The 22214-nt window shown below is 59.4% G+C and carries 21 protein-coding genes and 1 pseudogene; 11 read left to right on the top strand and 11 right to left on the bottom strand.

Annotated features, from left to right (window positions below; all coding sequences use genetic code 11):
- The first annotated feature begins 422 nt into the window (after positions 1–422).
- Positions 423–2669 (top strand): hypothetical protein, encoded by a 2247-nt coding sequence (locus tag IEW24_RS18895; protein ID WP_188581548.1) that lies wholly within the window; start codon positions 423–425, stop codon positions 2667–2669.
- Between the two features lie 314 nt (positions 2670–2983).
- Here the strand turns inward: IEW24_RS18895 and IEW24_RS18890 are convergent.
- Positions 2984–3433, bottom strand: a pseudogene (locus IEW24_RS18890) (transposase); the annotation flags it as partial.
- Between the two features lie 390 nt (positions 3434–3823).
- Here IEW24_RS18890 and IEW24_RS18885 point away from each other — a divergent pair.
- The 4 genes from IEW24_RS18885 to IEW24_RS18870 all read left to right on the top strand — a co-directional run bounded on the left by IEW24_RS18885 (position 3824) and on the right by IEW24_RS18870 (position 8358).
- A complete protein-coding gene (locus tag IEW24_RS18885; protein ID WP_188581544.1) occupies positions 3824–4012 on the top strand; it encodes a hypothetical protein in 189 nt (62 codons plus the stop codon).
- Complete coding sequence (locus tag IEW24_RS18880) at positions 4009–5421, top strand: toll/interleukin-1 receptor domain-containing protein (protein WP_188581543.1); 1413 nt, start codon at positions 4009–4011, stop codon at positions 5419–5421. Before IEW24_RS18885 ends, IEW24_RS18880 begins: the two co-directional genes overlap by 4 nt.
- Entirely contained in the window at positions 5418–6932 is a 1515-nt protein-coding gene (locus tag IEW24_RS18875; RefSeq protein WP_188581541.1) for an argonaute/piwi family protein, read from the top strand. The genes IEW24_RS18880 and IEW24_RS18875 overlap by 4 nt, the downstream gene beginning before the upstream one ends.
- A 286-nt stretch (positions 6933–7218) precedes the next feature.
- Positions 7219–8358, top strand: a complete 1140-nt coding sequence (locus IEW24_RS18870; protein WP_188581539.1) for an esterase/lipase family protein — start codon at positions 7219–7221, stop codon at positions 8356–8358.
- A gap of 333 nt (positions 8359–8691) precedes the next feature.
- Here the strand turns inward: IEW24_RS18870 and IEW24_RS18865 are convergent, their stop codons facing one another.
- Positions 8692–9696, bottom strand: coding sequence for a PGN_0703 family putative restriction endonuclease (locus IEW24_RS18865; protein ID WP_188581538.1), 1005 nt, complete (start codon positions 9694–9696; stop codon positions 8692–8694).
- Positions 9697–9851: 155 nt separating this feature from the next.
- On the opposite strand from IEW24_RS18865, the gene IEW24_RS18860 reads away from it, so the two are divergent.
- The gene (locus IEW24_RS18860) at positions 9852–10727 is read left to right on the top strand and encodes a hypothetical protein (RefSeq protein ID WP_188581536.1); all 876 of its coding nucleotides are present in this window, start codon (positions 9852–9854) and stop codon (positions 10725–10727) included.
- Between the two features lie 573 nt (positions 10728–11300).
- Here IEW24_RS18860 and IEW24_RS18855 read toward each other — a convergent pair.
- Together IEW24_RS18855 and IEW24_RS18850 are read right to left on the bottom strand one after the other, a co-directional pair.
- The gene (locus tag IEW24_RS18855; RefSeq protein WP_188581534.1) at positions 11301–11606 is read right to left on the bottom strand and encodes a hypothetical protein; all 306 of its coding nucleotides are present in this window, start codon (positions 11604–11606) and stop codon (positions 11301–11303) included.
- Positions 11603–11851 (bottom strand): helix-turn-helix domain-containing protein, encoded by a 249-nt coding sequence (locus tag IEW24_RS18850; protein WP_188581532.1) that lies wholly within the window; start codon positions 11849–11851, stop codon positions 11603–11605. Before IEW24_RS18850 ends, IEW24_RS18855 begins: the two co-directional genes overlap by 4 nt.
- 346 nt (positions 11852–12197) lie before the next feature.
- Between IEW24_RS18850 and IEW24_RS18845 the strand changes: the two genes are divergently transcribed.
- Both IEW24_RS18845 and IEW24_RS18840 read left to right on the top strand, forming a co-directional pair.
- Positions 12198–13442 carry an MBL fold metallo-hydrolase gene (locus tag IEW24_RS18845; protein ID WP_188581530.1) on the top strand — a complete coding sequence of 415 codons (1245 nt, stop codon included), beginning with the start codon at positions 12198–12200 and terminating at the stop codon, positions 13440–13442.
- The gene (locus IEW24_RS18840) at positions 13442–14335 is read left to right on the top strand and encodes a hypothetical protein (protein ID WP_188581528.1); all 894 of its coding nucleotides are present in this window, start codon (positions 13442–13444) and stop codon (positions 14333–14335) included. Before IEW24_RS18845 ends, IEW24_RS18840 begins: the two co-directional genes overlap by 1 nt.
- Here IEW24_RS18840 and IEW24_RS18835 read toward each other — a convergent pair.
- From IEW24_RS18835 to IEW24_RS18815, 5 genes are all read right to left on the bottom strand, one after another.
- Positions 14332–14862 carry a 3'-5' exonuclease gene (locus IEW24_RS18835; RefSeq protein WP_188581526.1) on the bottom strand — a complete coding sequence of 177 codons (531 nt, stop codon included), beginning with the start codon at positions 14860–14862 and terminating at the stop codon, positions 14332–14334. The genes IEW24_RS18840 and IEW24_RS18835 overlap by 4 nt on opposite strands.
- A gap of 56 nt (positions 14863–14918) precedes the next feature.
- The gene (locus tag IEW24_RS18830; protein WP_188581525.1) at positions 14919–15323 is read right to left on the bottom strand and encodes a hypothetical protein; all 405 of its coding nucleotides are present in this window, start codon (positions 15321–15323) and stop codon (positions 14919–14921) included.
- A 39-nt stretch (positions 15324–15362) separates the two neighbouring features.
- Positions 15363–15758: a hypothetical protein gene (locus tag IEW24_RS18825; protein ID WP_188581523.1), complete on the bottom strand. Its 396-nt coding sequence runs from the start codon at positions 15756–15758 to the stop codon at positions 15363–15365.
- Positions 15755–16189: a hypothetical protein gene (locus IEW24_RS18820; protein WP_188581522.1), complete on the bottom strand. Its 435-nt coding sequence runs from the start codon at positions 16187–16189 to the stop codon at positions 15755–15757. The genes IEW24_RS18825 and IEW24_RS18820 overlap by 4 nt, the downstream gene beginning before the upstream one ends.
- Before the next feature lie 169 nt (positions 16190–16358).
- Positions 16359–17138 (bottom strand): helix-turn-helix transcriptional regulator, encoded by a 780-nt coding sequence (locus IEW24_RS18815; RefSeq protein ID WP_188581519.1) that lies wholly within the window; start codon positions 17136–17138, stop codon positions 16359–16361.
- A gap of 164 nt (positions 17139–17302) precedes the next feature.
- Here IEW24_RS18815 and IEW24_RS18810 point away from each other — a divergent pair, with 164 nt between their 5' ends.
- On the top strand, positions 17303–17557 hold the full coding sequence (locus tag IEW24_RS18810) for a helix-turn-helix domain-containing protein (protein ID WP_188581517.1): 255 nt from the start codon (positions 17303–17305) through the stop codon (positions 17555–17557).
- On the opposite strand, the gene IEW24_RS18805 is transcribed toward IEW24_RS18810, so the two are convergent.
- The gene (locus IEW24_RS18805) at positions 17552–18787 is read right to left on the bottom strand and encodes a tyrosine-type recombinase/integrase (RefSeq protein WP_188581516.1); all 1236 of its coding nucleotides are present in this window, start codon (positions 18785–18787) and stop codon (positions 17552–17554) included. The two genes, IEW24_RS18810 and IEW24_RS18805, sit on opposite strands and share 6 nt — an antisense overlap.
- A 268-nt stretch (positions 18788–19055) precedes the next feature.
- Positions 19056–20012, bottom strand: a complete 957-nt coding sequence (locus IEW24_RS18800; protein WP_188581514.1) for a hypothetical protein — start codon at positions 20010–20012, stop codon at positions 19056–19058.
- A 797-nt stretch (positions 20013–20809) separates the two neighbouring features.
- Here IEW24_RS18800 and ybaK point away from each other — a divergent pair.
- Together ybaK and IEW24_RS18790 are read left to right on the top strand one after the other, a co-directional pair.
- Positions 20810–21283, top strand: coding sequence for a Cys-tRNA(Pro) deacylase (ybaK, locus tag IEW24_RS18795; protein WP_188581512.1), 474 nt, complete (start codon positions 20810–20812; stop codon positions 21281–21283).
- A gap of 98 nt (positions 21284–21381) precedes the next feature.
- Complete coding sequence (locus IEW24_RS18790) at positions 21382–21906, top strand: YciE/YciF ferroxidase family protein (RefSeq protein ID WP_188581510.1); 525 nt, start codon at positions 21382–21384, stop codon at positions 21904–21906.
- Positions 21907–22214: the final 308 nt, after the last annotated feature.

Genomic DNA, 22214 nt, shown 5'->3' with positions numbered 1-22214 from the left:
CATGGCAATCAGATCGAGCAGGAGCGGAGCGAGTGACGGCCGCAAGAAAGGGAACGACTTTACTAGCGCCGTTACGGCTGGATTGCGCCCCCCGTTTGGTCATTCAAACTGAAAGCGGCGGCGCCTGAAAGCGGACATAGTCGCTCTGAAATTCTCACGACTTCGAGAGAGTTAGAATCGTTCCGGGCGCGCCATTCCGATCTTAAGCCACGAACGTTCGGTTCGTGGGGCCGAGTTCCAAGAATCGCAGAGTGCAGCACGTCCCTGCTGCCAATGATCCGCACACTCTTTTCCCCGACAATGACGGCGCTGAGTAGCGTCCGCAGGTAGGCCTTTCGCGCTGGCGTCTAGAAGCTCGGGGCGGTTCATGGAAGAGTTTCTACGCTAAGAATAATGTTCCACCCATTTCGAGTGTCAAACCGATGGTCGACGTTGAAAGAGGCGTGCCGGGCTACGCCGTCACAGCGTTCCCAATTCCCAAAGAATTGGACGGCACTGACGGCTGGTCTCATGAACAGTGGCAGAGTGAGTTTGATCGGACCGGAACTAACCTGCGAACCTTCTTCGCCTCGCGTGACCCGCTCGTCGTCCTGGCGAGGACCGCTGTTCGCTTTCTCATCGGAGGCGGCCAAGCCAAGAAAGACCTCGCCTCCGAGGTGCGCCCCCTCGATCAGGCAGAGGTGGAGATAGCTCAAGCTTTCGTCCTGATGACGCCATCTCCTCTGAAAGCCGCACCAACATCGCCCGGCAACTTCGTTCGCTATTGGGCTCTGATGAGTCGACACATTCATGGTTTTATTCGTAAGCAGCCAAAAACGTCGGACGATTTTGACCTCACGGAGGCGGTTCGTCGCAAGGCTAGGCTCCAAACGCTTTACTATCGCAACCTCTTCACCAAGGATGACTGCGACAAGACCCTTACAGGACTGCTAGAGCGGCTTGAACGCCAGTCCGAGACAGCCCTTGGGTTTCGTCTTTCGGTATTGTTTCGATCAATGGTTCAGTTATCAGAGCTGATCGAGCAGCGCTTCAATACCTTCGCGGGCAACATCAATGACCTGATGCATTCGCCGGACCGCAAGAAGATTCTGGCCGCGATCGCTTTTTTCACGGCCAGCTACCCTTTGGCCGCGCGTGCTTGGCGATATGGCAAAAACAGATACACGAACCTTGAGGACCTGCGCAACGCCGGATTTCAAATGTCGGAGCTTGCGTGGCCCTGGGTATTCTCGCTCGATAGACCGACACTAGAACAGCACTTCGACTCCAAGATCGTTGATATGCTGTATCGTCTGTCACTCGCCCCTGGGGATTTGAAGGATCAGAACCCCGAGCACATCTATCTGAATAACCCAATCTGGCGAAAACCCTACCTACGACTTGATAACGGCAACCTCTTTGTCGCCTTGCCGCACCTGATCTTCTCCTTCCCATTCGCAATCATGGAAGGCGTAATGGAGGGGCATAAGGCTCTGGAAAGGGCGTATGAAGATGCGCGCGCGGATTATCTTGAAGAGGCTGTCGCGGATCTTTTGACTAAGGCAATGCCTTCGGCCACGATCTACCGTGGCGTCGTTTGGGATGATCCGATCACAGGCAAGACCTGGGAGAATGACGTCGTCGCCCTGTTGGGAAACTTTGTCTTTGTTCTCGAGGCCAAGTCCGGACAGATCAAGGACGCGGCGCGACGTGGCGGCGACCTAAGCCTGATCAAAAACTTCAAAGAGCTCTTCGTCGAACCCGGCGAGCAAGGCTGGCGCCTACAGAACTATCTCGACACGCAGCGGCAAAATGCAGTGCTGCGCTTGAAGTCTGACGGCAGCCTGCTCGACTTCAAGCTCGACCGTCCAAAGGTCGTCTATCGATACAGCGTGTGCTTCGAGCATTTCACAAACCTGACCAGTGCCCGCTACTACCTCAAGGAACTTGGCCTCATCAAAAACGCGACGGCCTGGGCTCCGGTGATTTCCTTGGGCGAGCTGCAAATGATTCATAGATTTCTTGATACAGAAATTTCCTTCCAACACTATCTGACGCGTCGAAGCACGGTCGATGAGTTGATCGATTTCGAAGGCGACGAACAGGACATCTTGTCCCTCTACTTCACTAATGGCCTTTGCCTCGATCCAGCTGCGCTGGAAGGCCAGAAGGTTGTGTTCTTAGAGTCCGATGCAATCGTCCGTGGTCCGAAGGTGCCTCGAACCAACCGCCGAACACCTGAAGTCCTCGGTGTGCAGCTCTCCCCCATGTGGACGGAGATTGTTAAGGAGCTGTACCTCGACGCGAACCAACGCCATCGTTTCGATATTGTAGACACCGTTCTCAACCAGCTTCCGCCCGCTCTGTTCGACTTTGAGAGGAGGGTACGGCGGTTCCGGCGCGGAGTGCCGCTAGAGGACAACGGCGATACCGCCATCACCCGGTTTGCTGTTGGCCGACGTTTGTTTGTCGTCGCATGCCATTTTGCCAAAGTGGCACCTGAACCCGACGAGTGGCAGGAATTCGGGCGGCATATTGTGGGCATGTTCGTCGACCATGACCAAATGGTGGAATGCGCCACCTTCCTCTTCAAGCGCCGATCTAAGGACCGCACCTTCGACGGGGTCAGCTTCTACCGCTACGGCTTTGGGCCGAAACCCTACGACTTGGCGGACTCACTCTCGTCTTAGTTAGACGCACGGGGTTCCTGCCACCACCCTTGAGGTAACGACGACTTTTGGGGATCGCTCGGCAGGTGCTGGCGACCTATAGGGACTTGCATGGTGGTGTGCGGAAGGAGATCTTCCTCCAGGGCCAGACTTATTTCAATCGTGAGGAGCGGCAGACTTTTTGCGATGCCGCGCCGAGGGAGGCCAATGTCGTCAGCGTGCGCATCGCGCACTACCGCGGGCAAAGCCAACTGTTTCGCGACGGCGACTATCTAGCTACGTGGGACCGCGCTATTGCTCGACGAAAAGGTCGCCTATTTCTGGACCACAGGCTAGCCGAAGCGGCGGCGCTCGCCCGCCACAGCCCGCATGACCTCCCGCAGGCTTGCATCGTCTGGACGCACACTTCGGTAGCGCACGCTGGTGCGATCGACGCCCAGCGCCTGACACGCCCGACGCTGGCTCATGCCGTGCGCGGCACAGGCATGAGCCACGGCTTTGCGCCTCGCATCGGGCGTCACCATTTTTTTTGAGCTGACATCCCTCAGGATCGCGTTGTCGAGCATCTGCTCGGCCAGCAGCTTCTTCAGCCGCGCGTTCTCCTCCTCAAGTGCCTTCAGCCACCGGGCGTCGGATACGTCCATGCCGCCGTACTTCGCCTTGAACTTGTAGAACGTCGCCGAGGAGATGCCGTGCTTGCAGCAGACGTCCGCAGTCTTCGCGCCCGCCTCCTGCTCCTTCAGCATCCCGATGATCTGTTCCTCTGTGAACCGTGAGGCTCGCATCGTCCGTCTCCATGGTCGACGGACTCTACCTAAATCTGGAGGAGGATCTGGGTCTCAGGTCACTGGCAGAGCGGACGGAAATCTGACGTTGGGCGGCCATCCAATGTAGCGCGGATGGCTGCTTTGGCGCGCAGGATACTTTGTTTAGCTGTCGGCATTGAGGTGGGAAGCGGGCGGTTCGGTATCCTGCCGCGGAACTCCGTGTCATTTTGGGAATAGATAAATTAATTGTTCGAAGCGGATTGGCAGAGCCCGAGTCTCCTCGGAATTAGGCGGGAGCCAGTTATCCGGACCGAGATATTTGTGAATTCCGAAAATCCGCTGGCCCTTTTTTCCTCCTGTTTGGACAATGCGCCTACGAATCGGACCGATGGTTCACGGGAACGCGAAATGTCGATGTTGATGATCGTGTTGCGATGCGAATCGACGGGTGTCAGGCGGATCTTCCTGTTCGCCAGGGCTATTCAGATGGTTCGTCGCAGCTGGCTCTGGATAGCAGGTGGTCTCTTCCTTACCGAAGACATCGAACACCGTTGCGAGCGTGAATGGGCTGCCCAACATGAAGGCGTCGGCAGATGACTGGTCCCGTACGTGATGTCGTCTTCATTTCTCACGCCACCCCGCAGGACAATGACTTCGTGAAGTGGCTCGGCGCCCGCTTGATTGGGCTCGGCTACAACGTCTGGGCTGACGTCTTTGAACTGAAGGGCGGCACGCCATTCTGGAACACCATTGAAGAGGCGATCACCACGCGGGCTATCAAGGTGATCTTCGTCGCCTCAACCGAAAGCGTGAAGCCGGATCGCAAGGGGGTGCGTGACGAGCTGGCCGCAGCCGACATCACGGGGCGGCGCCTCAAGGATCCGGCGTTCGTTATCCCGGTCCGGCTCGACAAGGTCGACTTTGGCAACTTCCCCATCCAGTTGCTGCAGTTGAATGCTCTCGACTTCTCTTCTGGATGGGGCGGCATGCTGCCCGGTCTCGTCGAGACGCTTGAGAAGGCAGGAGTTCCGATCGATCGAGACCGGATCGACGAACGTATGGCTTATTGGAAGGAGCGCAACGGCCGCGATGCGCCCAAGGTCGAAGTCGGCCCGGAGCTGCTCCTCACAAACCTATTGCCAATCAAGGCACTGCCCACACACATCAACTTCTATGAGTTTAATGGTCCCAATACAGAGATCAACAAGGCGCTCGATGCCACTGGCATTCCGTACTCGCGGCACCAGCGTCTGATCCTCACCTTCGCCGCCATCGATGAGCTTCAAGCTGGCCTGCCGCCCCAGTTCTCCCTGAATCTCGACCGGCGGGTGGAGATCGATCGGTTCCTCAAGGGTCGGCAGGGTAATGAGACAGCGCCCGAGTGGTTCGACGCCCGTAATATGCTGACCTACTTGCTGCGCCGACATGTCGAAAGGTTCCTGGAATCGAAAGGGCTAAGGGCCCACGACACCTCCCGAGGCGTGGCCTTCTACTTCCCTCTGGGCCTAATCCCTGATGGCAAGGTCCGATACTCCACCCCCGACGGGAAACAGACTTGGAAGCAGGTCACGGGCCGAAGCGAGAAGCGACAGCTTAACTGGCACCTCTCCATGCTGGTGAACATCGACCTAGGACCACCCGGCTTTGTCCGGTTCAAGCCGTACATCAGCTTCTCTGAGGGGGCCGAGAAGCTGATCGGCGACCCTAAGAGGGTGGCGGGGATCAGGCGTCGCTTCTGCAAGAGCTGGTGGAACCGCCATTGGCGGCAACTGCAGCAGGCCTTCATTGCGTTCTTGAATGGGGGTGAATGCGACATCGCCATCGAGCTCGACGGGCGTGAGCTCCTCAACCTGGAGGGCAGCCTTCTGCAGTTGACAGGCGTGCGGCGGCTGGTGGGCGACACAGAGCTCGACACCATACCCGACGAGCCCGAAGATCCCGAGGACGATGATCTCGACGACATCGATCAGACGCAGTTCGAGCCCGATGAGGAGGACGCAGCATGAAGCAGTGGCGCATCGTACACATCGACGAGCCCGAACTGGAGTTCGCACACGGCCAGACTGCGGCGCACCCCAAGGACGGCTTGTTTCTCTACGGCCCGCCGCCATCGAACCTGAATCCCCGACGCATGGAGATCGGCATCATCGCCACCGAGGAAGGCGCGAAGCTTTACGGGGCTTGGGTGAAGAGCATCAACGGCTCGATCGCACCGCCCGGCACAGGTAAGGAGGCCAACAAGTACATTTGGCCCGGCTTCCAAGCGGCGTTCGGCGCCGAATGGTCCGAATTGCCATTCGGGTACTGCAGGGTGGGCGCAGACGAGATATCCAAGGCCATCCGCACCGGTACGCGCCATGAGGGCATCTATCACACCGTGGAGATCTATCAACGGGCCCTTCGCAAGCACCTGCTCGAGGAGGAAGCGTCGCCAAAGATCTGGTTCGCGATCATCCCCGAGGAGGTCTACACATACGGACGGCCACAGTCCGTGGTGCCAAAAGCCGAGCGCGTCGACTCCCCAATGGGTATCAAGAAGACGGCCGCTATCCGTCTGCTCAAGCAGCCGACCATGTTCAACGAGATCAACGACGAGGCCAAGCCGTTCGAGTACGAGCCCAACTTCCACAACCAGTTGAAGGCGCGTCTCCTTGATACCGGCAAGGTTATCCAGGTGGTGCGCGAGACCACGCTGACCACGGAGCGAGACCCCACACTGCGCCGGCGCTCGCTGCAGGATCCCGCATCCGTTGCGTGGAATCTGGGTGCGACCGCCTTCTACAAGTCCAGTGGTACGCCGTGGCGCCTCGCGAATGTCCGGGAGGGCGTCTGCTATGTGGGTTTGGTCTTCAAGAAGCTGGCGGCCGCCCGTGGCCGCGACAACGCCTGCTGCGGCGCGCAGATGTTCCTCCATTCCGGGGAGGGCGTGGTTTTCAAGGGCGCTGTCGGGCCCTGGTATTCGGAGAACGACCACAACTTCAAGCTCGATAGAGCCCAAGCGGCCCGCCTCATGACCATGATCGTCGAGGGCTACAAGGATATCCACGGGAGTTACCCCAAGGAACTCTTCATCCATGGGAAGATCGAGTTTGGGGACGAGGAGTGGGCCGGCTTCACCAGTACGGTGCCAGCCGAGACCAACCTAGTCGGCGTCCAGATTCGACGCCAGAACGAGATCAAGCTTTTCAGGTTTGGCCAGAACCCTGTGCTCCGTGGTACAGGCATCATCGTCGACGAGAAGTTGGCCTATCTCTGGACCGCTGGCTACGTCCCCCGGCTTGAAACCTACCCTGGGCGCGAGGTACCCAACCCGCTGACCGTAAGACTCCGTCGCGGCAGTGCCGAGATCGAGACTGTACTGCAGGATGTGATGGCGTTGACCAAGCTGAACTATAACAGCGCCGGCTTTTCCGATGGCCTGCCCGTAACGCTGAGGTTCGCCGACTTGGTGGGCGAAATCCTGACTGCTGGCCCGGAAGGCATGTCATCTAGGCTGCCGTTCCGGCACTACATCTAGGTGGGGCCTGGCTTCTCGGCAGCCTGCAATTTGCCTCGAGACCTCTGATCCGCTTGGAGCGGGTGAAGGCAATCGAACCCTCGTCGTAAACTCGGCAGCTAGTGATGAACGTGTCTGCTTTGGGTGGAAGGCCGACGTTCGCTGCGCGCGCCATTTCCGACATGCGGCTCAGCGCCAAGGCGGAAATGGAGCTTGCGCGAGCGACCTTCTACAAGCGAAATGTTGGGGTGGCGGGGACGTGTCGTCGAAGATTGGGCTTGTAGCTTAGCTCTCCGTGGAGGAATCGATGCAGGCCACGGAAGGGCGACCGGTTGTCGTGTTGATCCACGGAATCCGAGATTATGGATTGTGGCAACAGGAGATACGCAGGACTCTGGAAGCTGACGGGTTCCACGTCGAAGCGACGAACTACGGTCGATTCAACCTAATTAAATTTCTGCTACCCTTTGGTTTTTTTCGAAGACAAGCGGTAGCTGAAATTCTGGTCTGGTTGAACGCTGTTTTTTACAAAAACCCTGGATCGAAGGTATCGATCATAGCTCATAGCTTTGGGACATATATTGCTGCGCATGTACTTAGAGATAATTTTAATATAAAAGTTGATAAAATAATATTTTGCGGAAGCGTTCTGCGATACAATTTCCCGTTTCAAGATTTTGATCACAGATTCTATTCGACTATACTGAACGAGGTCGGCACCCGAGATGTTTGGCCCGCGGTCGCGGAAAGCGTCACAACAGGCTATGGTTCCGCAGGATCGTTCGGGTTTAGGCGACCATTCGTCCATGACCGTTGGCATAACGGTGCCGGCCATGGCTTTTTCCTTAACGAGAAGTTCTGTCGCACATTCTGGCTCCCCTTTCTACGAGATGGAACTGTAGTTCCAGGCTCACCCTCGCCAGAACCGCCCACAGTACTCATCGCCCTTCTGAATGTGGTCAAACTTAAATACGTGTTGGTCGCCTTGGCTCTGGCCGGAGCTGTTTATAACGCCTACCCCCATGTCACAGAATTTTTGACTAAATATTATTCACCACCCAGTGCGCTTTCTGATCAAAATACTTGCGCTGGCTTGCCCGGCGAAACAGCCTGGATTTATGCGGGCGAGTTCGATCAAAAAACGAGCCGCTTCAAAATCGAACCAGTCTATATCCGGGAGGGTGCAAATCTTCCTTCTGGTGCAGTGACGCAAGGAGAGTGGGTGCGTCTGACAACATCTCGCAGAACTATGATCCTCGACTACGATACGAGTGGCACTGCAAGGGCTCTGGATAGTCCTTTCACTTTGAACGGAAAGGTCAATTACACTTGCAAAACACTAGCGCCAGGTTCTCGACTTTATGTAGCTGATGTTAAGATAAATGGCCCATCTCCTGAGGAGAGCCACGTTTGGCTCAGAGTTAGAGCTTCACTGCCTGGAGGTTAGTATAGGACCTTTCTGTGCAACGGCGCTGCAAAGAAGGGACGCGCCTGCCGTAAGCGGGCGCTATAAGAGTCCGCAACGGGTCGGCTGCGGAATAGCAGCTACAGACACGGCTGCAGCCGAAAGCTGACAGACCGCTGTCGGCCCCATACCGGACGTTCCGACCCACACTTGGCAAGGTCCGTTTCTGGCGATCTACGACCCTACTCCCGGTATCTGCGACCACAGGAATTGCTGCACGAAGGCCGCCCTCCGCAGAGCGAAAAGCTGCGTTGTGGCCGAAGGTGAAGGTGCGGCTTCGCCCCACCTTCGTCGGCGTGCCCCTGCCGCAGCTTATCACTCAGCGAAGGGCTCCCAGCCATCGATCAGCGCATGAACGGGTGTGAAGTCTGTGTATCGGGCGCGGAGGCGTGAGGCGAGGTCATCCTGCTCAACTTGGCCGATGGCAGTGATGACGGCGTCGAGGTCAATGGCCAGGAAGGCGACTGGGGCATCGTCACGAACCTGCGCTTTATAAAGCAGGATTGCATTCCAGGCTTCTCGGTTTTGCCTTGGCGCCAGCACCACGAAGAGGCCGTGGGTAGTGCTGCCCATCTGGTTGCGGATTAGCCCTGCGAGAAGGTGCTCGGCCGTCAATTGCGACAGGGCTTCCGACACCAGCGCCCCCGCCTCAGGATCGACATGAAGTCCCTGTGCCGAGGCGAGCTCCCGATAACGCTGCCGCGCGCCCCGTAATGGTTGATGCATTGCCTCGGCGTACTTGACTTCGATGGCAACGAAGGCAGGGGCTCCGTCTGGGGACATGCCACTGACAAACAGGTCAAAGGCAGTGCCATCCCCGAGGAAGGCTGGGTCGCCTCGTCCGGGAGAGTGCTCGAAGGCGATATCGGTGACGCGGCTGATGAAGTCGGGGAAGAGGATCGAGAATAGGTCGGAGGCATAGTCCGGATTGGCCCGGCAGCGTGCGAACAGATTGAACGTCAGTGGCTGGCTGGATAGCAGGTTGGCCCAAAGCCTTTGCTCATCAATCAATGCGCCGATCTCACGGTAGGCGACCTCTCGATACACGATCCGGGCGATGTCGGGGGTCAGGAAATTTCGTCCCTTGGCCGCGTCCGCAGGCGAGAGCCTGCTGCCTAAGATCCGGCTCCGACCGTCCCGCCCCTGATGCCTCCCAGCCTCCATGCCCATGTCTTCGCGCCAGATCGCCTGAAGGAGACGAGCGTTGCTGGCGAAGCGGGTATCGGCGGCTTCGTCTACGAAAAATCGCTTGAGGATTTCGGATGGGACGATGGGGAGATGAAGCGCAGGTCGTCCATAAGTGGTTGTAAGATCGGGCATTTAGACATTGTCCTTCGAGTGGGGACAATGCTTTCGCTAAGAGGCTGCCTTATTTTTACGCATGCCTCATGTGCGTGTTTTGCCGTGAAATCGTTATATATTATAGGCTTGGGTATCCCCAAGCGTTGTCTTGGTATTAAGGCAGACGCTGAGCCATGAACAGTCTTCTTACTGGTACGTTTCTCTCCCCCTCCACCCCGTTCTCCATAAGGGTGAACTTTCAGTTCGACCAAGTCGCTCAGAGGGAGGCGCTCTATCGAATGAATGGCATCGTCAATGATGCTGTAAAGATCAAGTCCCAACGGGTGGACAGATCACCCCACTACATCACATTTGATCAGTTCTTGCGGGCGTATCACGCAGTGCAGTACTCAAATTACCAAGGCTTTGTACTGAATGCACACCTGACGATGTCGTGGAAGTACGCCGGGGCTACCACTGCTGCCGAGGCGGAGCGCCTGAATACGAAGGCAATGGACAGGATCCGTAAATTTCTGCATCACCGGGGCGTCCCGTTTCACTATTTCGGAGTATTCGAGAATGGCGTTCAGCATGGTTGTCATTTTCATTCGGGTATTCACGTTCCAAAGCGACTCATGCAACAGTTTTATAAATGTTTAAAGAATATAGTTCATGACTTTGGCCCGTCAGATATTGAAGGATGTCTGGTTCACGTCGGCGTTCGCGCTGACGATCACATCGTCAGTCAGTGGAAATGGTTCCGATATTGCATGAAGGGCTTGGATCCTGAGATTCCGCGAGGCGTGTTTCCCGACGGATATGATGGAGATATGAACTCCGCCCTTGGTCTCAAGAAGCAAAACACGGGTGTGGTCGAAATGGACCGAGTTCGGATCGCTCGGGCGCTTGGACCTCAGGCACGATCTCTTGCCCGTTACACGCCTGCGGTGGAAATCATACGAGAGGTGCCGGAGCCGGATTATAGCGATGCCGAATACCGCCGGGGTAAACAGAAGCGGCTGACAGATGACATGTCATATGCACTGCGAGGTATGGAGGAGCTCGTATAAGAGCACCGAATTTTCAAATCCTCCGCTTTTGAAAGCGGAGGATTTGAAAGAGGAGGGAATTGCCCCTAAACCGGAAATTTGAAGCAAATACGCCATACAAAACAATCAGTTACAGGACCGAAAATGGCTAACGATTTTGGGGTGAGTTTTATCCTTTATCCTCCAGGCGAAGCTGCTCATTGAGGCGCCTGCCAATCCACCCGAATCCTCTGAAACTACCATCCATCCCCAGTCATAGTTGAGGTGGGATCGTGGGAGAGTTCGGGCTCTTACGGTCGCTGGGCTGATGGCCGTCGGTGGTGCGTGGTAGGTAGGGGTGGAAAGAGGGGAGTGGGGCATACCTACATAGGAGGGGGGGTAATTGAAATGTAGCCTCCGCAGCACTCTGCGCACACTGTCTACCTCTTCAGAATCGCGCAGACCTTCGCATCCTTTCGATTTTATAATGCTGGCCTGTCATTGAGCAATCGATGGCAGGTCGCCTGCAAACCATCGGCCTCATGATCGGCCAAATGCACAAAGCCGCCCGCGCTCAGTCGCGTGGGCGGCTTAACATTGTCGGGGCCCCGAGGCTTACTTACTTACGGGATCGCCGAATGGCCCCCATGCCGTGGGTTTAAAGACAGGTTCCGGTGGGAGTTCACTCCGGGACCGGCCCAAAAGTTGGAGCATCCCGTCGATCCCTCTGACCTTCTCTGCGCGCACGATGTAGCCCGTGCCAGGGAAGTAGGCGAGATCACCCACTTGGATCCACGTCCTATCATCATCGCAGGTGCACTCGATCCCCAGCATCATCAGGATTTCGAGGAACTCTTCCCCGTCAATGAACTGTCGCGCGAGCTCGGCATCCGAGGCGTCACTTCTGGGGGCGATCGTCACGGGTGGCTCTCCTGACCGGCGGTGCGGGCGGGTCTTGCTGCCCCTGGTTTGGTCTGGACCTGATCCATAGTCAGGGCATCCAGCCAGCTTCTCGCGGCCTCCATCGTGATCAGCGTGCGTCGGCCCACCTTTTTGGTGCTGAGCCTCCCAGCCTGGATCTGCCTGTAGGCCAGCGTCCGCCCAATGCCTGCCCATTGGCAGAAGTCGTTTATCGAGAGTGCGCCAGGGTTTTCCGTTTGTGCCATTTCATGCTCCGTTGTCGGTGGCACGAGGCATATAGAAGCCGGGTCAGACGCCGCTCACGTCGGCCTTCGCAGAGATTCCGCCGCTCGCTGCCCCGCAGACACGCAGGGGGGGGCAAGATCGGGGAGCTGACAGTCGCGTTGCCAGGATGCGGCCGATTAGTGGAAATGGCACTCTGACTGACCCCTCACGCCGCTTCCTACGTCTGAATTTGACGTACATGCATGCTACGCCGGGAGCAATGAACGGGTGGCGGAGGATGGAATGGTGCGGCTGGCGCAGATCTGTCTCTCTGTCCGATGCGTGTCGCCCGTCGTCCTTCCGCCACTGTCTTGTTGAGTTGGCATTATGCGCGTTCGCATTCACCGTGGGACGAAGCAGATCGGCGGCAGCGTGGTCGAACTGGAGGCGGCAGGACAGCGCTTATTGATCGACTGCGGACTACCGCTCGACGGCGACATCAAGGACGAAGCCGTCCTACCGTCCGTGGCGGGTTTCGCCTCACCGGATCCCACACTCCTTGGCGTGGTACTCTCACATGGCCATCGAGATCATTGGGGCCTGCTAGCTCGCGCGCACGACAAGCTGCCAGTTTATCTGGGTGAGGCGACGGAACGCATTCTGAATGCCTCAGCATTTTTCGTGCCTGACGTCCCATTTGTGAAAGGGACTGCTCATCTGAGCGATGGGCGGCCAGTTGACATCGGTCCCTTCACCATCACCCCGCATCTCGTGGACCACTCGGCCTTCGACGCTTATGCCTTGACGGTCGAGGCCGGCGGCAAACGGCTGTTCTACAGCGGCGACCTACGCAGCCACGGTCGGAAGGGTGCGCTCTTCGAGAAGCTGATTGCTCATCCGCCACGGGGCATCGATGCGATGCTCATGGAAGGCTCGTCGCTCGGGCGCCTGAACGAAGATGCCCATTTCCCATCCGAGACCGACATCGAGAATGAACTCACCGATCGCATACGCGCGGTGCCCGGCATGGTTCTGGTCGCGGCGTCGGCACAGAATATTGACCGGGTCGTCAGCATCTGTCGCGCGGCCAAGAGAAGCGGCCGATCGCTGCTGGTCGACCTATATGCGGCCGAGATTCTTCACGCGACCGGCCGGCACAGCATTCCGCAGACCTCGTGGGACGATGTGCGCCTCTTTGTGCCGTTTCATCAGCGCCGCAAGATCAAGCAGAGCGGCCGGTTCGACGTGATCGAGCGACACAGCAGCGGACGGGTCTATGCGGAACAGCTCGCCGAGCACCCGCATCGTTATGTCATGCTCTTCCGGGGAAGCCTCTTCGATGACCTTGTCCGCGCGGGGTGCCTGGGGGGCGCTCACGCGGTGTGGTCACAATGGGCTGGCTACATCAAGGACGAGCCCACCCAGGCTCTTCTCTCCAAACTGCGCGAGCACGGCATCGGACTGGATCTTATCCATACGTCCGGCCACGCCTCCATCCCGGATTTGAAGCGTCTGGCGAGCGCCATCGCACCGCGTTCGCTCGTGCCGATACACACCTTCGAGGCGGAACGGTTTCCGTCGTTGTTTCAGAACGTCGTTCTACGTCAGGACGGCGAGTGGTGGGGGGCGTAATGTCGAGTTTCAAGCGTGGCATCCGGAAGCTGGGCATGATGGATGCACTGGGCGAGTTGGCGAAGCAGGAGGGCTGGTGGCGTGACGTGCTGCTCGATACCAGCCTCATCATCGGCGTGCGAGACGACTATCTGAATGTCTATTGGCGCGGCCAGTCCCTGTTCAAGGTGGAGATGAAGCGGGGGCAGATCGTCGCCTCAACGCATCCGAAATATCTCCTCGATCCTGATCTCTCTGGGCAGGTCTCGCTTGATCCGGAGACGGGGACATTCGGGCTCTCCGCCCAGAACGCTCTGATCCAGACCTACCAGCCGGGTGAAACGCTCGGGAAGCTGAAGCGCGCGGCGAACCTCTTCGCATCCGAGGAAAAACGCGGGGTGCAGGCCATAGCGACATCAAACGCAAACGTGGTTGATGTGGAGATTGCCTTCCCCGCTGGCACCAGCGGGCAGAGTGTCCCACGCATCGATATTGCGAGCTTCGACGAAGTGGGGAACGACGTGAAGCTTGTCTTCTGGGAGGCCAAGGTGCTTGGCAATCCCGAGCTGCGCGTGAAGGGAGAGAAGAACGTCGTCAAACAGATCGGAGCTTACGTCGGCCTCCTGTCCGAGCACGCGGCTGACATCGTCTCCAGCTACACAATGATCGCCGGAAATCTGACTGCCTTCTGCGAGATGAGCGGCGGTGTGCGGAGGGTTGCCTCGTCGATTGAGAAGGTGGCGAAAGGGACCGAACTCACGCTCGCCGAGCCTGCCGATGTGAAGCTTCTGGTCTTTGGGTTCAACGCCGATCAGCGTGATGGCTTGTGGCGGCGCTTGCTCGAAGAGCTGGAAGGCGAATTGCCTGCCGGCAGCATTATCGCTCGTGGCGATGCAGCCGGCATCAAGCTCTAGGATGCGGCTTCGGCCAATCCAACGGCGAGAGCCTTGATCAGCTGTTCAGCGTCGGCCCCGGCCCTGTGTCGGGGCGGCGCTTCCTCCAGCGCCGCCAAGGCACGTTCGCGGCATCTCTCGGGCAACGTGCGCAGCAAGCCCGCCCAGTTTCCGAGGGCGAAGTTCGGCTTGATGCTGGCGGCTCCAAACAGAGCCCGCTGCCAGTGAACGTCGTAGGGGCCGCCATCGCACCATACGATGCCGCCGCCCAACTTCTCGTTCAGAAATTTTGCGACTTCCAAAGCCGACATGCCATCGGCCAGTTCGCTCATGGTGATGCCATGCACCCGGCGTGAAGCCAAGCTCCAGTGGCCGAATCGCCGCCAGTCATCTGTCGGGCGGATCAGGGTGGACCAGACCGCGACGGGGGCGTTTTCATCGAGCCATACGGCTATGCCCACCTCGATGGGATAGCTGCCGTCTTCCAACGAGCTTGCCTCGAAGTCGATGGCTTTCACCGGCCACGTAAGCTTCGTGTTTTCCGACATCGATGGCGGCTTCCTTCTGTTTGAAGCGCGAGCCTTCTCGCTTCCTTTCGCTGCTCTCACCTGAAGGCGATCGGAGGGCAGAGAGGGCAGGTTCCTGTCACCTTGAACTTGGCGCGCCCGTAGTGCGCGTCGAATGCGAACCGAGTCCGCTCAATAGGGAGATGGAACGCATGAAGAATGGCAGTCCGGTATGTGTCTCCGGCCAACTGTCGGTCGATGTAGGCGGTGAAGCGCTTGCCCGGCAGATCGTAGACGACGCGCCCGCGCGGCCAATCCTCATATTCTCCCGAAATATTGAGCTTTCGCTTGATACGCGGCCAGAGGTCATAATGTGCCGTTGGCTCGGTTTTGAAGTCGCCATAGTCCTCACCCTCCGGCCATGGCCTCAGGCAAGCGAATAGCTGGGGTCGGTCTCCTCGCATCACGAACCAGAAGATACCGATGCAAGGGACGTCATTCATCGGAGCCTCCGCACCCCGTGCCCTTATGTGGCTCCATTCTTATTCATGTGCGTCCACACGGGTTGGATGCCATTCACGCTCGTAGAGCGTAGGGTTAATTGGGCCGGGCAGCGAACTTCCCGACTTGATCTCGACGAGAATGCGATAGGCATTCAGGGGGCGAATGCTGAAGGTCGTCCTTCCTCGCCGCCGCTCGTTGGAGCAGTCTGCGACAATCTCATAGACCCCACCCTCTTGCACGACAGCCATGATGTCGCAACGTGCGCTGCCTGTCTCAATGGCATCCGGCTGAAGGTCGAAGAAGTTTGGTTCAGACGAAGTCGCACCATCTGGCAGCTCATACCGGCTCGGAACCAGCCATTGGAATGTGCCTGCTCCGCATGCTGCCGGCCAAAGCAATGCGAGCAGGAAGAAAGCGATCCCGTTGCGCATCATCGTGCCCCCGAGCTGGTGCCCACCTTGGGGCAGAGATGATAGGTCGTCGGCGGGGTGTCCCTTGGCATGAAGGACCCCTTGCGGGCCTGCACGAGGAGCGTGCCTCTGGCAACGGGCGCGATCTCATAGGTGACGTGGCCGAATTCCCCCTCAATGCTGCAATCCGTCTCCAGAACGTAGAAATAGGCGACCGGACTCACCTTCCGGATCTGGCAGTGAGATTCATATTCATGGAGCTCGCTTCTATCGATGAAGAGGCGGTCCTTGCCATCGGGGTCGCGGCAGCCCCCGTCCATGCCTGACGCATAGAGGCCCGGTTGTATGGGCTCCAGCTTCCGGTTAAGCGCAAGGGCAGGAACGTAGGCCGTAACGAGGAAGGCCAAGGCCGAGAGGCCCAGGAGATAGTGCCGTAATAAGCCATTATTGATCATTGTCCGACCATCCAGTGCGCGGTGTGCACGCACATGCCAACGGAGTATCGAGGCGTGCATCATCCGCGGCGGCTTCCCCCGCAGAGTGTAATTTCACTTCAGGAGCGTTTGGATTTACAGGCGCGGTGCTGTCGACGCCGGGCGTGACAAAACGGCAACGCTCTTTGCCCTAAAGCGTGTGCCCCGCGGACACGTCGGGCCGACTTCCTGCTGATGCTCTGTTAGACCCGTCGGTATTGGTTCCAATCGTTCGTTCGGTGAAAGATCGAAGGTCGAAGTCCGCCGGGCGGTGGCCCTCCTCGTCCAACTCCAGCACCTCAGCTATTCGCTCTAGATGCAGCAGATAGGGGACGCTTTCACCGACTGCCGCCGCGACCAGATAGGCGGGGTCTCCCAGCACCAGCCCGAACGGAACCACTTTGTGGGTGGTCGGCGTCCCATGGCTGGGGCAATGGCAGATGATATTGATGGCTCGGCCAGTCAGCATGGCATGCCGGATGGCTTCCAGGACGTCGTGCCTGACCGCAGAAGGATGGGGCGTGTGGTGCCAGACCTCGTTTTCAAGGCGCGCGTCGATGTCGGGTTCCATGCGCCGTCTATCCGCCGGACGAAGGGCCACCAGCACCTTTCCGGCAAGGCTTTCGAGGCGATCCGCTCGTGCTGGCTCATGGGCCTTTGCGGCGCGCGCCACGCTCATCAGCTCCGACATTTCCGCCACTGTCGGAGCAGTTACGAAGTTCAACCCTTTGGGCAGATGAAGCCGGAACCTCACCGTCTTCCCATCGCGTCGGCGTTCCAGAGGGCCGAACATTTCATCGACCAGATCGCGCATGCGCTCCGCCGTGCTGCGGGAAACGCCTCGGGAAATGCGGATGTCCTCGATGGTCAGCCCTGTCGAACTCGTCGCCAGATCGAAAACCAGATCGAGCGTCGCTCTCACTTTGTCCAAGCCCATAGACCTACGGGCCAAGCAAACCTCAGCCCGCCCCCCTGCCGCCACCCACAACCTAGGAGTGGCCTCACCAAACGGCAACGGGCACACGTTATCTGAAATCTCGATTATCTGAAAAGCCGATTAATCGGGCATTCGCTCTCCGAAGCGGATGCCCCAGTTTGCCGCGAGATATTCGACATCCCCGCTATGCCCGGCTGCGCGCTCTGTTGATCGAGGCGCGGAAGGGTGCCGGGCTATCGCAGGCCGTCGTTGCCGAACGCCTGCGGCGGCCCCAGTCCTATATCGCGGATATTGAGCGCAACGAGCGGCGGGTCGATATCATCGAATTTCTGGCGCTTGCGGAAGCGATCGGCTTCGACCCGGCTGAGATGCTTCGCGAGGTCGCCTCGATCAATTCAGACGAACCATCATAAAGATGACGGGGGCGTCCCACTGTCGGGGTCGGGCTCCGCCGCACCGCTGTCACCGGGGGCAATGAAGTCGCTCCAGGCCTGCATGAGCTTTCGCCGCTTCTCCAGTGCGTCCGAACGGCGATAGGCACGCTCCACTGCATCGCCAACCGTATGTGCAAGGGCGGCTTCGGCGATCTCACGGGGAAACGAGGTTTCCTCGCCAACCCAGTCGCGGAAGGACGAACGGAAACCATGCACTGTCTCGTCGACCTTCAGGCGGCGAAGCAGCATGTCCAAGGCCATCACGGACAGGTTTGCGTCGGGTTTCCCGCCCGGGAAGATGAAGGCCGAACCCTTCTGCTCCTTATCGCCCTCCTGTAACGCCTTTGCTCGTTCAAGCGCATGAAGGGCTCCGGTGGAGAGGGGAACGCGATGAATGCGGGCTGCTTTCATTCGCGTTGCAGGCACGGTCCAGACCTTCGCGCGCAGGTCGACTTCCTCCCAATTCGCGCCTCTCACCTCACCCGTTCGCGCAGCGGTGTAGAGCAGAAACTCGAGAGCCAGTGCGGAGGAGCCGGAGAGCTCACGGAGGCGGGCGAGGAATGCCGGCACCGCTGGATAGGGCATCGCTGCATGATGGCCTCGCTGAAGCTTTTGTCGCTTGGGCAGAAGACTGTCGAGGTGCCCGCGCCAACGTGCCGGGTTTTCACCCGTCCTGTTTCCTTGCGCCTTCGCCGCATCCAGTACGCGTTCGATCCTGCCCCGCAGCCGCGACGCGGTTTCACTCTTCGTGGTCCAGATGGGCTTCAGGACGGAGAGCACATGCTCCGTGGTGATTTCATCGACGGTCTTTGACCGGAGAGGCGCGGCATACTCCTTGAGTGTCGTTCGCCATTGCTCAATGTGCTTGGCGTTCCGGAAACCCGAGGCGATGTCATCAACCAGCGCGTCGGCGGCCTCGCCGAACGTCGGTATGACCCGCTCGCTTCTTTTCTGCTCCAGCGGATTGACGCCTTCGGCCAGCCGGGCCCGCGCCGTGTCGGCCAACTCGCGCGCCCGCGCCAGAGAGACGTCCCGCGCCGAGCCAAGCCCCATCTCTACCTGCCTCCCGTTCCAGCGGAACAGGAAGATCCAGCGGCGGCCACCATTGGCCGAGATGGAGAGATAGAGATTGCCGCCATCGGCATGTCGGCCCGGTGCAGTCAGCGTCGCCACAGTGCGGGCGTTCAGCCGCTTGGTCTCTCGTCCCATATCTATCCTGCCCTAGCGAGTGCCCCAGCACTGAACGGGGATTTTAGCGAATGCGAGAGAACGCAGATAGACGGAGGGGAGGCCATGGTCTTGGAAAATATGGGATATGTGGGACATTGGAGATCATAAGCAGACCTTGGCGGACAGGAGTATTTCGGACTCTCTCTCCGCCAGCTATTCTCTTGAACTCCCCCGAGATCCTCATCAGATTCCCGCCGGTAACAGGCGCTTGCCCAATGTGCCGCACAGAGGACGCTTGCGCGTTCCGCTACGCTGCTGCGGCGGCGGCGAAGCAGTGGGCGATGATTGCGAGCTTTTCCGCCTGATAGGCGTCATACTCGGCAATGAATGCGCGGGAGACCCAGAGGGTGGAACGGTTCCGCTGTCCTTGCCAGCCCAGGCTGCCCATGCGCTCGGCCATGCCAAGCTTGCGGATCAGGTGGGTGCGGGAGATGCGCAGCGATTCCTCGAGATCCGTATAGCGCGTGAAGTTGGTGGGCACCTGCTCGGCGTCATCGGGAAAGTCCGGCAGCGTGGCCATCATCCTGTCCATCACCAGCCCGCCCTCGTTGAGCCAGGTGAACAGGGAGAAGGTGCCCGTGGGCTGGGAGCCGGTGTCGGACACCATCACCGCATCGACGATGAAAGGATGGGCGAGCGCCAGCAGTTCGGGGCGCCGTTCCAGTTCCGCCAGCCGGCCGCCCCCGTCGAGGCTGTCGAGCGTGCGCAGGTGAATCGCGAGCCACTGCCCGATGAGCAGGTAGACGGAGTCCGTCAGGAAGATCGGCCGGCACCGGCGGTCTTGCCGGGAGATGCCATAGAAGCCGAAGCCATAATGAAGCATCTCCCGCACGAAGGCTTCGGCGGTGTTCGGGCTGGCCAGCTTGTGAATGCGAATCGCCTTCAGAAACTCGGCCATGAGCACACTGCGGTCCTTGCTCCGGAAGGCGAGGGCCAGAAAGGCCTGGCTCATCAGATAGCGCTGGTGTGTCCCAAAGACCGATCCGAGGCGCGGCGCCACGGAGTGGAGAGCAAGGAATGCCGCGGCCTGGGCGCGGATGGCCGTCCGCATCCCGCCATGCATGATGATGTCCGATCGCTTCATGGCGGCGCAGGCTTGCATAACGGGGCGCGGCACTCGCAAAGAGGAGCCGCTGTGGGCGGGGAGGGGCAACCTATGCGGCGCACCGCTGCGGTTCAAGGCGGGCGCAAGGGGGGCGGGCATCCATGATCCATCCGTAGCCGCGGATCGCATCCCGACGGCGCATAGACGGATGCCCCCAAAAATGGTCAGCCGCATGGATGTGGCTTGAGCTTGCTACACCGCCGATCAAAATGGCACAGAGATCAGGCATGTGCCGAGAAATGTTCTCAAGCGATTTTTTTGATTTTGGTCGGTGAAGAACAGTTTTCTGTTCCTCTCGCGATCATGGCAGAAGTCGTTTGGATACGGGTGCCTTGACTTGGAAATGATGGTTTCGGCCGCTCATTTTCTCTGGTCGCCGGCGGACGGGGCGATGTGGGGGCACGGACGCTCCTGTCGCGGCCGCATCCTGTTTTTTGGAACCATGCCGGAGCGTGTTCGCCGGAGCTGACGACGCCATGCGCCGGAGCTTCGGTTGAGCCCTTGCCCTGACGATGCCCTGCGGGGGAGCAGCGGTATCGCTGGCAACATGAGGCCCACCCTCGCGCGGGGGTGGGCCTCTCCATATTCAGCACGATTCAGTACGCGGCGGTCTTCCCGGCTTGGCGCGGGTGCGCGTCCCGCCGAACGGGCACGGGCAGCTGTTGCCGTGCACCGTTGCCGCGCACCGTTGGCGTGATGTTGATGGCGGCACCTTCTTTGACACACGCACCACCAGCGGCCGGGCCTCGCCCCTCCGCTTCCGACCGGCGACCCTCCCCCCGCTGCGGTTGATGGCCCATATGCGGTACGGCGGCGCTGCCATGTCCGGCCTTGACGTCTGCCCCCGGGGGCGCCCAGAGGTTTGGGAGCTTCTTCCCGCCTTAAGACAGGCCATCATGTCCAAGACCACCCGCGCCACGCAGGCGCTCCAGAAAGCCGGTGTCGCCTTCCGCACCCATACCTATACGTATGATCCGAACGCCGAGCGCATCGGGCTGCAGGCGGCAGAAGCCATCGGCGCGGCGCCGCATCGCGTACTCAAGACACTGATGGCCGAGGTGGACGGCAAGCCGGTGTGCGTGGTGGTGCCCTCCGACCGGGAGGTGAGCATGAAGAAGCTGGCGGCAGCCTTCGGCGGCAAGTCGGCGCACATGATGAAGCCCGCCGATGCCGAGCGCCTCACCGGCTATCATGTGGGCGGCATCAGCCCCTTCGGCCAGAAACGGCTGGTGCCCACCGCCATGGAGGAGGCAGCGCTCGCAGAGGAGACCGTTTTCCTCAACGGCGGTCAGCGGGGCCTGCAGGTGGAAGTGGCGCCGGAGGCAGCGCGCCTGGCGCTTGGCGCGAAGGCCGCGGCCCTGATCGCCTGAGGGGCCATCGCCTTCCGGAACCCTCCACGCCTTCAACGGTTGATGAGGCGACCGCCTTGCGCGGTCTCCCTTCGCACCACAGGCGGGAGGAAAGGCTGATGGGTCTGTTTTCGCGCGACATCCGGACGATGGACGATCTGTTCGTGCATGGTCTGCGGGACGCCTATTATGCCGAGAAGCGCATCCTGAAGGCGCTTCCGGATATCATCGGCAAGGCGAGCGACCCGGAACTTCAGATCACCCTCCGCGCACACTTTGCCGAGACCGAAGACCATCTGGTCCGGCTGGAGGAGGTGTTTCGCCTCCATGGGGCGGAGGCGAAGACGGTGGTGTGCCACACCATCAACGGCATCATGGACGAGGCGGAATATATCGTCCGCGAAATCGCCGATCCCGAGGTGCTGGATGCGGCGCTGGCCGTGTTTGCGCAGGAGATTGAGCATTACGCCATGATCCGTTATGGCACGCTGACGTCCTGGGCGCGGCGTCTTGGCCGGGCGGACTGCGCCCGGGTGCTCCAGCGCACGCTGGACGATGCCAAGGCGGCAGACCGCAAGCTCACCGCCATTGCCGAAGCCAAACTGAACGTCCGGGCGGGGGAGGACGCGCCCCACGCGCACTGAAACGCGGATTCGGCGCGCGGCGGAAAAAACGCGTTGCCGGCGGATTGGCCTTGAAACGCTGTGTTTGCGTGGTTTGACGCGACAAGTCCCACGCCAGCCAGAACGCGTAATTTCAGGCTCAGGTGTGCGGTGCAGTGAATTTCGCACAGGCCCTTGCGGCGGTGCAAAATGCGCCTACATAATGGTTCGTGGCGTTCTTTGGCCTCTCCTGTCCACAGCGAGAGGGCGGATCAACATTCCCGTTTTCAGGGTGTTGACACCCAAAAGGGGTGCCTCTATAACCCGGTTCATCGACGACGGGTTGCCGC

Origin of the sequence: Azorhizobium oxalatiphilum (genome assembly GCF_014635325.1) — a bacterium.
In the GTDB taxonomy this organism is placed as follows: Bacteria; Pseudomonadota; Alphaproteobacteria; order Rhizobiales; family Xanthobacteraceae; genus Azorhizobium; species Azorhizobium oxalatiphilum.
The sequence above is the reverse complement of the archived record's forward strand: the minus strand, read 5'-3'. Positions and strand labels throughout refer to the sequence as shown.

Bases quoted from the DNA above. Each gene is read 5' to 3' on its own strand.
- IEW24_RS18895 (WP_188581548.1), top strand. From the start codon at position 423: ATGGTCGACGTTGAAAGAGGCGTGCCGGGCTACGCCGTCACAGCGTTC.
- IEW24_RS18885 (WP_188581544.1), top strand. From the start codon at position 3,824: ATGTCGATGTTGATGATCGTGTTGCGATGCGAATCGACGGGTGTCAGG.
- IEW24_RS18880 (WP_188581543.1), top strand. From the start codon at position 4,009: ATGACTGGTCCCGTACGTGATGTCGTCTTCATTTCTCACGCCACCCCG.
- IEW24_RS18875 (WP_188581541.1), top strand. From the start codon at position 5,418: ATGAAGCAGTGGCGCATCGTACACATCGACGAGCCCGAACTGGAGTTC.
- IEW24_RS18870 (WP_188581539.1), top strand. From the start codon at position 7,219: ATGCAGGCCACGGAAGGGCGACCGGTTGTCGTGTTGATCCACGGAATC.
- IEW24_RS18865 (WP_188581538.1), bottom strand. From the start codon at position 9,696: ATGCCCGATCTTACAACCACTTATGGACGACCTGCGCTTCATCTCCCC.
- IEW24_RS18860 (WP_188581536.1), top strand. From the start codon at position 9,852: ATGAACAGTCTTCTTACTGGTACGTTTCTCTCCCCCTCCACCCCGTTC.
- IEW24_RS18850 (WP_188581532.1), bottom strand. From the start codon at position 11,851: ATGGCACAAACGGAAAACCCTGGCGCACTCTCGATAAACGACTTCTGC.
- IEW24_RS18845 (WP_188581530.1), top strand. From the start codon at position 12,198: ATGCGCGTTCGCATTCACCGTGGGACGAAGCAGATCGGCGGCAGCGTG.
- IEW24_RS18840 (WP_188581528.1), top strand. From the start codon at position 13,442: ATGTCGAGTTTCAAGCGTGGCATCCGGAAGCTGGGCATGATGGATGCA.
- IEW24_RS18835 (WP_188581526.1), bottom strand. From the start codon at position 14,862: ATGTCGGAAAACACGAAGCTTACGTGGCCGGTGAAAGCCATCGACTTC.
- IEW24_RS18830 (WP_188581525.1), bottom strand. From the start codon at position 15,323: ATGAATGACGTCCCTTGCATCGGTATCTTCTGGTTCGTGATGCGAGGA.
- IEW24_RS18825 (WP_188581523.1), bottom strand. From the start codon at position 15,758: ATGATGCGCAACGGGATCGCTTTCTTCCTGCTCGCATTGCTTTGGCCG.
- IEW24_RS18820 (WP_188581522.1), bottom strand. From the start codon at position 16,189: ATGATCAATAATGGCTTATTACGGCACTATCTCCTGGGCCTCTCGGCC.
- IEW24_RS18805 (WP_188581516.1), bottom strand. From the start codon at position 18,787: ATGGGACGAGAGACCAAGCGGCTGAACGCCCGCACTGTGGCGACGCTG.
- IEW24_RS18800 (WP_188581514.1), bottom strand. From the start codon at position 20,012: ATGCCCGCCCCCCTTGCGCCCGCCTTGAACCGCAGCGGTGCGCCGCAT.
- ybaK (WP_188581512.1), top strand. From the start codon at position 20,810: ATGTCCAAGACCACCCGCGCCACGCAGGCGCTCCAGAAAGCCGGTGTC.
- IEW24_RS18790 (WP_188581510.1), top strand. From the start codon at position 21,382: ATGGGTCTGTTTTCGCGCGACATCCGGACGATGGACGATCTGTTCGTG.